Origin of the sequence: Methylobacterium sp. E-041, from assembly GCF_022829665.1 — a bacterium.
Lineage (GTDB): Bacteria > Pseudomonadota > Alphaproteobacteria > Rhizobiales > Beijerinckiaceae > Methylobacterium.
Genome location: NZ_JAKSYQ010000284.1, coordinates 51,425 through 63,571, shown reverse-complemented (window position 1 = coordinate 63,571; position 12,147 = coordinate 51,425). Strand labels below are relative to the sequence as shown.

Annotated in this window: 15 protein-coding genes; 1 reads left to right on the top strand and 14 read right to left on the bottom strand. The window is 70.2% G+C overall.

Going from position 1 to position 12,147, the window contains the following annotated elements; all coding sequences use genetic code 11:
• Positions 1 to 654: 654 nt before the first annotated feature.
• The 6 genes from MKK70_RS25265 to MKK70_RS25240 all read right to left on the bottom strand — a co-directional run bounded on the left by MKK70_RS25265 (position 655) and on the right by MKK70_RS25240 (position 4,352).
• Positions 655 to 1,131, bottom strand: a complete 477-nt coding sequence (locus tag MKK70_RS25265) for a hypothetical protein (protein ID WP_243950644.1) — start codon at positions 1,129 to 1,131, stop codon at positions 655 to 657.
• Positions 1,121 to 1,708 (bottom strand): hypothetical protein, encoded by a 588-nt coding sequence (locus MKK70_RS25260; protein ID WP_243950642.1) that lies wholly within the window; start codon positions 1,706 to 1,708, stop codon positions 1,121 to 1,123. Before MKK70_RS25260 ends, MKK70_RS25265 begins: the two co-directional genes overlap by 11 nt.
• A 281-nt stretch (positions 1,709 to 1,989) precedes the next feature.
• Positions 1,990 to 2,424 carry a hypothetical protein gene (locus MKK70_RS25255; protein WP_243950640.1) on the bottom strand — a complete coding sequence of 145 codons (435 nt, stop codon included), beginning with the start codon at positions 2,422 to 2,424 and terminating at the stop codon, positions 1,990 to 1,992.
• Positions 2,417 to 2,584, bottom strand: a complete 168-nt coding sequence (locus tag MKK70_RS25250) for a hypothetical protein (RefSeq protein ID WP_243950639.1) — start codon at positions 2,582 to 2,584, stop codon at positions 2,417 to 2,419. Before MKK70_RS25250 ends, MKK70_RS25255 begins: the two co-directional genes overlap by 8 nt.
• 143 nt (positions 2,585 to 2,727) lie before the next feature.
• Positions 2,728 to 2,943: a helix-turn-helix transcriptional regulator gene (locus tag MKK70_RS25245; protein ID WP_243950637.1), complete on the bottom strand. Its 216-nt coding sequence runs from the start codon at positions 2,941 to 2,943 to the stop codon at positions 2,728 to 2,730.
• A gap of 191 nt (positions 2,944 to 3,134) precedes the next feature.
• On the bottom strand, positions 3,135 to 4,352 hold the full coding sequence (locus MKK70_RS25240; protein ID WP_243950635.1) for a tyrosine-type recombinase/integrase: 1,218 nt from the start codon (positions 4,350 to 4,352) through the stop codon (positions 3,135 to 3,137).
• Between the two features lie 415 nt (positions 4,353 to 4,767).
• Between MKK70_RS25240 and MKK70_RS25235 the strand changes: the two genes are divergently transcribed.
• Entirely contained in the window at positions 4,768 to 5,067 is a 300-nt protein-coding gene (locus MKK70_RS25235; RefSeq protein WP_243950633.1) for a hypothetical protein, read from the top strand.
• 195 nt (positions 5,068 to 5,262) lie between these two features.
• Here the strand turns inward: MKK70_RS25235 and MKK70_RS25230 are convergent, their stop codons facing one another.
• The 8 genes from MKK70_RS25230 to phnK form a co-directional block, all read right to left on the bottom strand.
• A complete protein-coding gene (locus MKK70_RS25230; protein ID WP_243950631.1) occupies positions 5,263 to 6,552 on the bottom strand; it encodes an NAD(P)/FAD-dependent oxidoreductase in 1,290 nt (429 codons plus the stop codon).
• Positions 6,553 to 6,998: 446 nt separating this feature from the next.
• Positions 6,999 to 7,547, bottom strand: coding sequence for an HNH endonuclease (locus MKK70_RS25225; RefSeq protein WP_147729215.1), 549 nt, complete (start codon positions 7,545 to 7,547; stop codon positions 6,999 to 7,001).
• Between the two features lie 412 nt (positions 7,548 to 7,959).
• A complete protein-coding gene (locus tag MKK70_RS25220; RefSeq protein WP_187274846.1) occupies positions 7,960 to 8,103 on the bottom strand; it encodes a hypothetical protein in 144 nt (47 codons plus the stop codon).
• 129 nt (positions 8,104 to 8,232) lie between these two features.
• Positions 8,233 to 8,781, bottom strand: coding sequence for a PepSY domain-containing protein (locus MKK70_RS25215; RefSeq protein WP_243950629.1), 549 nt, complete (start codon positions 8,779 to 8,781; stop codon positions 8,233 to 8,235).
• 136 nt (positions 8,782 to 8,917) lie between these two features.
• Positions 8,918 to 9,460 (bottom strand): phosphonate metabolism protein/1,5-bisphosphokinase (PRPP-forming) PhnN, encoded by a 543-nt coding sequence (phnN, locus tag MKK70_RS25210; RefSeq protein WP_243950627.1) that lies wholly within the window; start codon positions 9,458 to 9,460, stop codon positions 8,918 to 8,920.
• Positions 9,460 to 10,602, bottom strand: a complete 1,143-nt coding sequence (locus MKK70_RS25205) for an alpha-D-ribose 1-methylphosphonate 5-triphosphate diphosphatase (protein WP_147729705.1) — start codon at positions 10,600 to 10,602, stop codon at positions 9,460 to 9,462. The genes phnN and MKK70_RS25205 overlap by 1 nt, the downstream gene beginning before the upstream one ends.
• Positions 10,603 to 10,649: 47 nt before the next feature.
• Positions 10,650 to 11,357 (bottom strand): phosphonate C-P lyase system protein PhnL, encoded by a 708-nt coding sequence (phnL, locus tag MKK70_RS25200; RefSeq protein ID WP_243950626.1) that lies wholly within the window; start codon positions 11,355 to 11,357, stop codon positions 10,650 to 10,652.
• Positions 11,354 to 12,127, bottom strand: coding sequence for a phosphonate C-P lyase system protein PhnK (gene phnK / locus MKK70_RS25195; RefSeq protein ID WP_243950624.1), 774 nt, complete (start codon positions 12,125 to 12,127; stop codon positions 11,354 to 11,356). Before phnK ends, phnL begins: the two co-directional genes overlap by 4 nt.
• Positions 12,128 to 12,147 lie beyond the last annotated feature (20 nt).

The window sequence follows — 12,147 nt, the reverse complement described above, 5'->3', positions numbered from 1 at the left end:
GGAGGTGATTGGCGTTCAGTATGACCGGCAGCCGCATAAGCAGCTCGCCCCCTAGGCGTGATCGTGATCAGGCGTTTACCTGGATCGCCTTCACAAGGAGCCTCTGTCACCCACCCACGGTTTTTAAGGCAAGCGTTGGCCGCATCCCAGCGGTTGTATCTGCGTGGTCCGCGTTCGAGCACGCGCAGTCGTTTGAGCGCCCAGAGCGTCACCACGTTAGGGCGACCACAACGACCGTTGCAACGACAGCGGCAACGAACACCCTCTCAGCCGGATCATCCACGCCAGTCCAGTGCATAAGCTGCACCGCGGCAGCCGCAAACAGGAGCACCAGCAGGCCCTTCAGCCGCGAGCGTACCCTACCCATCATTTCATCCGTCCCGCCGATCCTGAGCCATCCTCGCTAACCTTAGGGTCGGTTCGGCATCAACCTACCTCGGTGCCAGCCATGCCCGAACGGGAGATACGAGCTGCCGGCTCTCGGAGTTTTGTGCCATCGCCGAGTGGGCAGAAGCGACCGTCGCGGGACGGCGCTCCCAGGCTCGACCGTATCAGAGATTGGCACCGGGCTGGCCGTGTAGCCCGCCCGGTGCCCGGCGACTGAGTTCCCCGCCCGATAAGCCTCGGAATTGCCCGCCGGTTGCCTTGGCCAGACTAGGCCCGGCCCGGCGCCAGCGACCGGACGTAGCTCTCGAACCCCAACGCCGTGAACGTCACGTCCCCGACATGCGGTCCGGCGGCCCGAGCGTACATCGCGGCGTGTGTACGGATCGCGGAGGCTTCGGTAAGCGAGGTCTCGAAATCGGTGCAGAGGCAGTCCGCCCAGTCGGCCAGGGCATCGTACCGTTCGCCGGTCCGCCGGGCGAGCCAATCGCGGATGCTATCGATCCTGTAGGTGATCGGACTGCCGCTGGCGCGCCGGAACCAGCTGGCCGGTAACGGCTCTGGCGTAAGCCCCCGATTGCGCCAAGTTCCCCAGTTCCCCCGGTCGACATTGAGGAACTTGGTGAGGTTGGTGGTGCTGATGGGCGACCATGGGAAGTAGCCCGTGAACACCGCCTCGGATGCCAGCGGTAGGGATACCAGACTAGCCTTGGGGATGTTCTTATTAGCAACAGCATCAAGCATCATCGTCCTCCGGGTTCTCGATGCAGTAGCGGTTCCACACCTCGTCGGTGAGCTGCTCGCGCGGGATGCCAGCCTCGTCGGCCGCGCTGTCCTTGCTCACCCATGTGGCCACGCCCTCGCCGCCGTCCACGGCCTTCAGAAGCGCCATCATTTCATCGTCGGTGAGCGTCTCGGCCACCGGCTCGGCCGCCGGCTGTGCCTTTGTCACCAGCCGCTTCCGCTGAGCGGCCGTTAGGACGCCCGGCACGACGTGCCACGGGCTGACGCATCGCGGGTTCGCGCATCGTTGCAGCGTCGGCACATCACAGATCGGGGTCAGCGTTGCCTCGCCGTAGATACGCCGGTGAGCATCCTCTTCCTTCCCTGAGCCGGGAAGCCGAACCTTCGGCATGCCGGCCTCGGTGGTGAACCGGCCGGTGTGCTGCCGCAGTTCGGGATGCTTAAGTGCCGAAGCATATGGCCGGTATCGCTGCCGAGCCGCCTTGAACTTTCCGGTCCAGTGCCAGCACGTCGCATCCTCGCGGCCGGCGTCGATCTCAATCCGCTTCCGCAGGTATCCCGGCAGGTCTTCCGATCGCATTTTGGGGGGGGACATTGGCGGCCTAGGCCTTTCTTTTCAGCTATTTACCGCCGCCGAGTTGGGGGGGGATCTACAGGGCAATTCGCTATGCTATTTTTCTCGAACATTGCAGCAATGTACGACCGTACATTGCTGCAATGTTCAGCTCCTACGATGGTCCGATTTGACTTCAGTTCCCCCCCCCCCCACTTTTTGATCCCTTCAAAGGGAAGGAAAAATAAGAAAAGATATATTGAACATAGGCTTAGTTAGAGGCGACGCTCTTTTTGTCCCCCCCCAAATCACACGATGCCGATGCCGACCACAACCGGCTCTGGCGTGACACCCGGGTTGGCCTCTCGCCACGTCGCGATGGCGCCGTCGATCAGTGTCCGCAGAACGCCTTGCTCGCGCGGCCAGAGACCGGCCGGCAGGTGGTCGAGGACGTAGATCAGGAAGTGGACAGACACGCCTGATGCCGGGCTGCCGACGCTGACGCCGGTCGTCCCCTGCGCTCGCTGCTCCAGAAGGTAGCAGCGCGCCAGGCTGGCCAGCACCGGCACCGCACCGGCCAGCGCGCTCGCCCGTCGCCGGGTGATCCGAGACAGATGCTGGAGGATCGCCATGCACCGGCCCTCCAGCACCGATGGGTCGCCGTAGATCAGAGCTACGTCTGCCGGCAGTGCGGGGCGGCCGAAGTCGAGCCGTAGATCGGTCATCGTCTGTGCCTCACGCATCGGGGCTCTCCCCGTTCAGCACACGCTCGACGACGGCGGCTTTGATCAGCACCTTCCCGCCGATCTTGGTGCGGGGCAGTCGCTTGTCGATGAAGTTCAGCGACCAGCCGGTGCGCTCCTTCACCTCGCTCCGGGTGAGGAAGTTCTTGACCTTGTCCATCTTGTAACCTTCTTGCTTGCGTTAGTATTCGCAAGTCAGGAGGTGGCGTTGAGAGCTTATTTGCGCAAATTTGCTCCCCTAAGGATTAGGGGAAGCTTTTAGCCTTTTAGCCGGCCGACGATCTGCCGGCCGGCATTTGCGGCTTACCCGGCGATCCGGCTCTCGATCCAGGCGTCAAGATCGCCGCGTCGGAACCCGTGTACGCGCTCGCTCAGGCGCACAAGGCGGGGGCCACGCCCGGCCGACAGGTATCGGCGCATTGTGGCGACGCTGACGCCGGCCTCGATGCACGCGGTCTTGAAGCGAATGACATGGTTGTCGGTCGGGCGGCTCTCGCCCGTGGCGATGCTCTGAGGCATGCGAAGGTCCAGTCTGAGGCTCGGAGAAGCCTGGGGTTCGGCCCGCCGCTATCGCGAAGGCCTGATCGCCGCCTGCACCCAGATTTGGCAGGTCAGAATTGAACTGGAACTCCGACCGACATAGCGGCTCAGATAGCATCAGGCAAGAGCAAAGATTGCCATCCAAACTCTGCTAGAGTTCTGTCTGGAGGTCAGTTGGCGGCAGCAAAGTGATGTTCCGCCAGTTTCAAGACATGGGCCGCCCATGCGTCTAGCGCGGCCCGCCTCTCAACCGCGTAGTCGTGCCTTTGATAGACGCCGACGATCCCGCCGAACGTGCCTGAGACGTGGTTCAGAGCCTTTTCCACGACCTCCACCGACGTGCCCAGCCGTTGCATGCCCGAGGCCGCCGTACGGCGCAGATCGTGGACGCGCCACGGCTCCGCGAAACCGAGCTGTTCGTCTAGCCGTGCCTTGGCACGGCTGAAGCCTGAAAACGGCCCCTGGCCAGTCCCGAAGGCGTAGGGCCGGCCAACGAGCCGCGGTGCCGCCTCCAATACCTCCAGCGCGGCGGGGCTCAGCGGCACCTCATGGGGGCGCTTGTTCTTTGTCCTGGCCGCCGGCAAACGCCACACCTCTCCGGCCGTATCGATCTCGCTCCAGCGCAGGCCTGCCACTTCGTCACGCCGGGCGCCCGTGAGGATGAGCAACCGGACGATCCTCCCAAAGTCGTTGGTAGGCGGGCAGGCCGCCCACACCGCTGCCAGTTCATCGTCGGTGAGCACCCGTTCGCGGCGCACCTCGACGGCCGGTGCGTTCGTGCCAACCACCGGGTTGCTTTCAGTTAGGCCTTCGCCAATCGCCCACACGTAGACCGTCGAGAGCGTGCGACGTGCCCGAAGGGCGGCCTGCGGACCCGACCCGCTGGTGATCTTGCGAAGCTGCTCGGCCACGTCCGCCCGGCGCACCGAGGCCAGGGGCAGGGCATGGAGCCCGCTCCAGTGCCCGTCGAGGTGCGTGCGGAGGTTCGCGAGCGTGGAGGGCCGGAGCCGCGCCTGAGCGTCGGCAGAGTATCGAGCGAAGGCATCCTTCACCGTCAAGGCCGCCGCCGTCCGCTCGGCGCGCTCAGCACGTCGCGCGCCCCGCGTGTCCTGGCCGAGCGCGGCCTTCGCCAGTTGCTCGCGCGCGAGCCTCCGGGCATCGGCAAGGTCGATCAGGGCCGCGGCACCGAGGGTGATGAGGGATGACCGCCCGCCCCCGCGGGGCGGCCGTGTCACCCATGTCCCCCGATCCCCGCGAAGCCGGTAGCCGAAGCCGTGCATCTCGGCGTCCCACCAAACCCGCTCCCTCTGCCCAGCATCAAGCGTGAGCTTCGCGACCACGGGACGGGTGAGCCGAACGAGGTTAGAGGCGTCGGCGCGACGGGCCATGGCGTATCTCGGGGCGCACTGGGGGTGCAAACGCTCGATATCGAGCGCCATCGAATGCACGCTTATGCCACAATGTAAGAGAGGGTCCTATAGCGAAACGCTGCTCAAAGCTGCGCCCCGATTGCTAATGCCGTTATATGACTTCCCCTTTACACGGAGAGGGTCGGGGGTTCGAGTCCCTCACCGCCCACCAATCGTCACGACGGCTCGGGGCGGGTCGTCGGACCCAGCGGGCGTTCGATCTTCGGAAGCGCCTCGGCGACCGGCGTCGCGGATCGCTCCACGAGATGCCGGCGCCGCTTCGGTCCGTGCGATCCTCGGGCTCGGATCCCCGTCGGCCTCGCGGATGGGGGATGATGGCGCCTCGGGCGAAATGATGCTCTAGGCTCCGGAGGCGCCACCCAGGACCAGCGACATGCGAACCGTCATCCTTGCGCTTGCCATCATGATCGCGCCCGTCCCGGCGCTCGCCCTGTGCAGCTGCGCCTGTGTCCAGGGAACCGCCGTCGCGCGATGCTCCTCGACCGCCGACAACGTGCCGATCTGCCAGCTGCTGTGCCCGCCCTCCGCTGCCGCGCAATCGGTCGCCGGTCCGTCGATCACGCTGCCGGGCGCGCCGCAGCGTCGCGTGGACCCGATCCAGATCAACGACCAGAACCAACAGCTGCGCTCGCAGGGCATCACGCCCCGCGACGGCCAGCCCCTGGACCGCTGACCCGCGACACGCCCCCCCCGCGGCACCCGATCCGGCCCCGGTTCACCCGCCGTGCCGGCCGGCCTGATCGCGCCGTCTCCGCACGATGGAGAGCGGCCGGCATAAGCCGGTCCGACGCCGGAATGCGGCCGGCCGACGGCAGGCTCGACGTCGCACGGGGACGTGCCCGCCCGGCCGATCCCGGAACCGGGCGTCTCAATCCAGCCGCACCGGCGGCCCGACGGCATGGGCGAGGTCATCGGCGAGCCAGGCGAGGGCGCCGCGGAACGGGCCGAGCAGGCCGACCTGGTGCCGGCGGTAGAGCAGGTCGTGGGCGAGCCGCGCGAACAGGCCGCGCAGGCGGCCGCCGCCGAAGGTGTAGCACCCGAGCGTGCCCCAGCCGTTGTAGTCGGCCAGGGACACGAGCGCGCCCTTGTCGCGATAGCGGAACGGCGCCATCGCGCCGCCGCGCCGCCACGCCTCGAAATGGCGCACGAGGTGCCGGGCCTGCTGGTGGGCCGCCTGCGCGGTCGCCGGCACCGGATGCTCCGCGCCGGGCTGCGGGCAGGCGGCGCAGTCGCCGAGCGCGAAGATCGCCGGGTCGCGCGTGGCCTGGAGGGTGTCGCCGACCACGAGCTGGCCGGTGCGCGACCGGTCGAGCCCCTCGATCCGGGCGAGCACGGCGGGCGCGCGCACCCCGGCGGCCCAGACCTTGATGTCGGCCTCGATCCGTCCGCCGTCCTTCAGCGTGAAGCCCGCGGCGTCGGCGCCGGTCACCAGGGCGCCGGTGCGCACGTCGACCGCGAGATCGGCCAGGGTGGCCGCCGCGGCCCGGGAGACGCGATCGGGGAAGGCGGCGAGCAGGCGCGGGCCGCTCTCGATCAGGGTGAGGCGGAGCTTTTCGCGCAAGGCGCCGGTGCCGTAGCCGGCGATCACGTCGACGGCGTGCTTCAGCTCGGCCGCGAACTCGACGCCGGTGGCGCCGCCGCCGACGATGGCGATCCGCAGGCTGGCCTCCGAGCGCAGCGCCGCCAGCACCTGCCCGCGCAGGCGCCGGTGCAGCGCCTCCGCGTCGGAGAGGTCGTCGATCGTGGCGCAATGCTCGGCCACGCCCGGCGTCCCGAAATCGTTCGCGCGGCTGCCGAGGGCGAGGATCAGCACGTCGTAGCCGAGCTGCGTCGGCGCGAGGGCCGCCCCGGCGCCCTCCGCGTCGAAGGGGGCGAGGGTCAGCTGCCGCGCGGCACGGTCGACGGCCTGCAGCGAGCCGAGCCGGAAGCGGAAATGGTTGGCCTTGGCCTGCGCGAGCAAGCTCAGCTTCTGCCGGTCCGGCAGCGCGGTGCCGGCGGCGAAGGTGTGCAGCATCGGCTTCCAGACATGGGACAGGGCCCGGTCGACCAGGGTGACCTGCGCCGCCCCGCTCCGGCCGAGGCGGCGACCGAGGCCGGTCGCCACCGTGATCCCGGCGATGCCGCCGCCGACGATCACGATGCGGGTCGGTTCTGCCATGCCGGTTCCATCCTCGAGGTCGTCCCGGATCGGTCCGGTCGATGCTCGAACGCGCGCCACCGCGCCGCGGTTCGCTCGGTGCGCGACCGGACCCGGCCTCCGGGGGGCGACGGAACCGCTGCCGATCCGCTCGGCTGAACCCGGTCAGCCCAGGGTTCGCCCTCGACCTCGGAGGAAACTCGGATGATGCGGGTGCATCGGCTTTGCTGGGTTGCCGTCCTGGCCGTTCTCGGCCGTGCCGATACAGCTTTCACGCAGGAGCAGGGGCCCTACACCGACGACATCGTGAAGTCGACATGGCCGCGCGGCGCCCGGATCGGCCTCGGCGCTCCCGTCTCGGAGCCCGATCACGGCCAGGGAACCGGCCCGAACGCGTCTCAGGACGCACGCTCCACGCGGTCCCGTCGGCCGGTGCCGATGAGACCGGATGCGCGCTCCTTTCCCGATCAGCTCTCCAGCTCGCTGTCCCAGTACAGGTAGTCGAGCCAGGTGTGGTGGTAGTCGCGGTGGTCGAACTCGGGCTGGCGGTGGTGCAGCTCGTAGCGGGTCGGGCGGCGCGGCTCGGTCAGCAGCGGCATCTCGGCCTCGTGCGGGGTGCGGTTCGCCTTGCGCAGGTTGCACGGGCTGCAGGCGGCGACGACGTTCTCCCAGGTGGAGAGCCCGCCGCGGGAGCGCGGGTTGACGTGGTCGAAGGTCAGGCCGCCCGAGGGCAGGCGCAGGCCGCAATACTGGCACGAGAAGCTGTCGCGCAGGTAGATGTTGTAGCGGGTGAAGGCCGGGCTGCGGGCCAGCGTGACGTAGTTCTTCAGCGCCACCACGCTCGGCACCCGGAGCGCCCGGCTCGGGCTGCGCGCCTCGACGTCGTAGCTCGCCACCAGCGTCACGCGGTCGAGGAACAGGGCGGTGAAGGCGTCCTTCCAGCTCCACAACGAGAGCGGGTTGTAGGAGAGCGGCCGGTAATCCGCGTTGAGGACGAGGGTCTGGAGATCCATCATCGGCGCGACTCTTCGAACGAAAGCCATACGGGACAACGCGCGAGATCGACATTGCGCGCTGTCCCGAGGACAGGGTCGACGGGGGGATGGGGCTCTCGTGCGTCCGGGCGCGGGATCCGGCGGCCCGGCGGCGGCACCGTCTCGGCCGGAGGCATGGGACACGCGTGGCGCGCCGGGCGCGGTCGGCGACCGGCTGGGGCGGATACATCCGGCTCGCGGCGGGGTCCGGGTGCCAATCCGGTCGATCCCAGCCCTTCGCGAAGTGACGAAAAGGCCCTCTCCATCGGGGCTTAGTCTAATAGCAGCGTGACAGCCTTGTGAAGCTCCGCCCTGTCGCGGCCGACGCCGCACCCACAGATCGGTGGATCGACGGGGTCTTCGAAGCCGACGGCTGCCGGGACGAGGGGGCGCGTCAGCCCCAGCGCACGAACATCGCGATGAACACGGCGACCATGCTGGCCAGGAGCAGCGGGTGGCCGTCGACGATCGCGAACACGAGCAGGGAGATCGCGCCCGTGGCGATGCCGAGCATGACGGCGACGGCGGTCGGGTTCATCGCAGCATGGCTCGCGGCCGTTCAGATCTGAGCTCGGGGTCCGCCATCGATCCGGCCTCCGGCAGACCCCGTATCACGATCCGCGGATCGGCGCGGCACCGATCGGCGCCGCGCCGCGCACCGGGGCGATCAGTCGCCGACGACCTTGCCGTTCGGGCCGACCTTCACGGTCTGCTCGCGGTCGGCCAGCGCCACCTTGATCTCGTACTGTACCGACTTGCCGTCGCGCTCGACCTCGGCCTCGTAGGCCTTGCCGCCGCCCGCCTTCTGCTCGGCGATCGTCAGCGCGTCCTTCAACGACGTGGTGGCGTTCTGGAAATCGGCCGGCTTGAGGCGGGTGAAGTACCGCTCGATCGGCTGGTTCTCGGTCTTGTAGAGCGCGCCGCTGTCGGCATTGATGCCGTACTCGACGAGCTTGCCGTCCGGATAGACGACCTTGATGCTGTAATGCGTCGGGTTCTTGCCGTCCGCCTTCTCGAAATCCGCGTCGATGGCGCGGCCCTTCTCGCCCTGGGCCTCGGCCGTGGTCAGCGCCTGGGCGAGACCGACCTTGGTGGTCTTGGCGAGCTGGAACTCCTTCTGGTCGGACTCGGCCTTGGCCGCATGCGTCAGGCCGAGCGGAGCGGCGAGCAGGCCGGCGGCGATCAGGCCGGCGGTGAGGGTGAGACGGTTCGGCATGGCGTCGACTTCTTTCCCAATGCAGATGGTGGCCCGAATAACCGATCGACCGCCGCTTGGTTGCCTGCCCATCGAAAGACCTGTCCAGGCTCTCGCCGGCGGCCACGGCGCGTCGCCGGCCGCCGCGTCGAGACGGTCAGCGGCGTCCGGCGCGGTCGCGCAGGATCGCGACGAAGCCGGCCGCCGCGACGCGGCGGTCGCCGTCGTTGGCGACGGTGTCGTCGGCCTCCGCCGGGACCGCGCGGGCCAGGCGCGCGGCAAGGTCGCCGTCCTCGGCGCGGCCGCGGGCGGCAAGCCGTGCGGCCAGGATCTCGGGGGCGGCCGTGATCGCCACGACGTGGACGCCGGGGAGCGTCCGGCGCGCCGCCTCGATCACCCGGCGCGAGACGTTGCACACCACGACCCGCCCCTGCTCGGCCTCGGTCAGCGCCTCGGCCGGGATCGCGTAGCCGAGGCCGTGCGCGCGCCAATGCAGGGGAAACGCGCCGGCCGCGGCGGCGCGGGAAAACTCCGCCTCGGCGATCTCGGCGTTGTCCTCGTGCGCCGAGGGCGGCCGGGTCACCAGGCGGCGCGGGAAGACGAAGCGCGGGTCGCCGGCCAGCTGCGCCCGCGCGGCGGCGATCACCGTGTCCTTGCCGGCCCCGCTCGGGCCGACCACGAGGACGAAGCCGCCCGCCATCACACCACCCGCGCGCCGGCGCGCCAGACCTCGCGGACGACGGGCACCCCTTGCGCCGTCCGCACGCGGACGAGGTCGGCGCGCAGGCCGGGCGCGATCCGGCCGCGGTCGTCGAGGCCGGTGGCGCGGGCCGGGTTGGCGGTGACGGTGGCGATGGCGGCGGCCAGGTCGATGCCGGGCACGCGCTCGGGCAGCTGGAACGCCGCCATCAGCAGGCTCGCCGGCACGTAGTCGGAGGACAGGATGCTGAGCAGGCCGGCCTCGGCGAGAGCGTGCGCCGCCACGTTGCCGGAATGCGAGCCGCCGCGGATCAGGTTGGGCGCGCCCATCATCACGGTGATGCCGGCCGCGTGCGAAGCCTCGGCCGCCTCGCGGGTGGTCGGGAACTCGGCGAGCGCGACCGCTTCGGCCCGCGACTGGGCGACGTCGGCCAGCGTCGTGTCGTCGTGGCTCGCCAGCGGGATGCCCTGCTCCCGGGCCAGCGCCACGAGGATCGGGCGGTTGCGGGCGTTGAGCGCGGCGCCGTCGCGGATCTTGCGCTCGGTGCCGGCCCGGATCGCCTCGATCGGCCGGCCGCCGCGGCCGGCATATTGATAATACTTCGCCATGTCGCGGAACTGCCGCTGCCCCGGCGTGTGATCCATCAGCGAGATCAGGCCGACGGGATGACGCCGGACGAAGGCGCGGACGGTGTCGATCACGTCGGCCGACGGGATCTCGCAGCGCAGGTGCGTCCGGTGCTCGGCCCGGAACAGGTCGGCGGCGCGCGCGTCGGCGATGGCCTGCGCCAGCGCGTCGAGCTCGGAGCCGAGGCCGCTGCCGTCCGGGTCGGTGCCGGCGCGCAGCGAATCGAACACGGTGGTGATCCCCGAGGCGGCGATCTGCGCATCGTAGGCGAGCACGGCGCCCAGCGGATGCCAGCGCACGCCGGGGCGCGGCGCGTAGTGGCTTTCCAGGTGGTCGGTGTGCAGCTCGACCAGGCCGGGGACGAGGTGGTCGCCGCGGAGGTCCCGGCCGCGCTCCGGCGCCCGGCCCGCGCCGTGCTCGGCGATGCGGCCGTCCACGATCGCGAGCCAGCCGTCGACGACGCGGTCGGCCAGGACGAGGCGCGCGTTCTCGAGGATCTCGACCCGGTCCGCCATCGCTCCGCCGTCTCCGCTCATGCCGCGCCCGTTCATGCCGCGCCCGCTCATGCCGCGATCGGCGCGCGGAAATCCGCCACGTCCACGATCCGCGTCGCCACCGCCTCGCGTACGTCGGCGTCGTGGAAGATGCCGAGGATGCCCGCGCCCGCCGCCCGCTTCTCGCGGATCAGCGCGATCACGACGCCGCGGTTGCGGGCATCGAGCGAGGCGGTCGGCTCGTCCATCAGCACGAGGGGCCGGTCGGCGATCAACCCGCGGGCGATGTTCACCCGCTGCTGCTCGCCGCCCGAGAAGGTGGCCGGCGGCAGGTCCCACAGGCGCTCGGGCAGGTCGAGGCGCGCGAGCAGCGCCGCGGCGCGCGCGCGCGCCACATCGGCGGCGAGGCCGCCCTCGATGCCCGCCGCCTCGACGATCGCGCGGGCGCCGACGCGGGGGATCACGCGCAGGAACTGCGAGACGTAGGCGACGACGTGCCGGCGCAGGGCCAGGATCGCGCGCGGCTCGGCCGTGGCGACGTCCACCGTGCGGGCTCCGTCCCAGATCCGGATCGCGCCGTGCTCGCAGCGGTAATTGCCGTAGGCCATCTTCAGGAGCGAGGATTTCCCGGTGCCGGACGCGCCGCCGAGCACCACGCACTCGCCCGCCGCGACGGCGAGGCTCGCGCCCGCGATCACCGGCAGCACCGTGCCGCCGCGCAGATGCAGGGTGAAGCGCTTGCCCACGTCCTCGAAGGCGATCAGCGGCGGGGTCATGCGGCGAGCACCGAGGAGACGAGGAGCTGGGTGTAGGCGGCCCGAGGGTCGTCGAGGACCTGATCGGTCAGCCCGGTCTCGATCACCCGGCCGTGGCGCATCACCAGCACCCGGTGCGAGAGCAGGCGGGCGACGGCGAGGTCGTGGGTGACGATGATCACCGCGAGCCCGAGCTCGGCCACGAGCCCGCGGACCATGTCGAGTAGGCGCGCCTGCACCGAGACGTCGAGGCCCGAGGTCGGCTCGTCCATCAGCACGAGGCGGGGGCTCGTCACGAGGTTGCGGGCGATCTGCAGGCGCTGGCGCATGCCGCCGGAGAACCGCGTCGGCGGGTCGTCGATCCGGTCTGCGGCGATCTCGACGCGGCCGAGCCAGTCGAGGGCGGTGGCGCGGATGCGGCCGTAATGGCGCTCGCCGACCCCCATCAGCCGCTCGCCGACGTTGCCGCCGGCCGAGACCGCCATGCGCAGGCCCTGCGACGCGTCCTGGCGCACGAAGCCCCAGTCGGTGCGCATCAGCGCCCGGCGCTCGGCCGCGCTCAAGGTCGCGAGGTCGCGGCTGGCGCCGTCGCGCATCCGGTAGGCGACCGAGCCCGCATCCGCCGCGACCTCGCCGGCGACCAGGCCGAGCAGGGTCGACTTGCCGGAGCCGGATTCGCCGACCACCGCCAGCACCTCGCCCGCCTCCAAAGTGAAGCCGACGCCGTCGCAGGCGGTGCGCGCGCCGTAGCGCTTGGTCAGGCCGGAGACCGTGAGCAGGGGGGCGGTCATGATCGTTCCTCCGCTCCGTT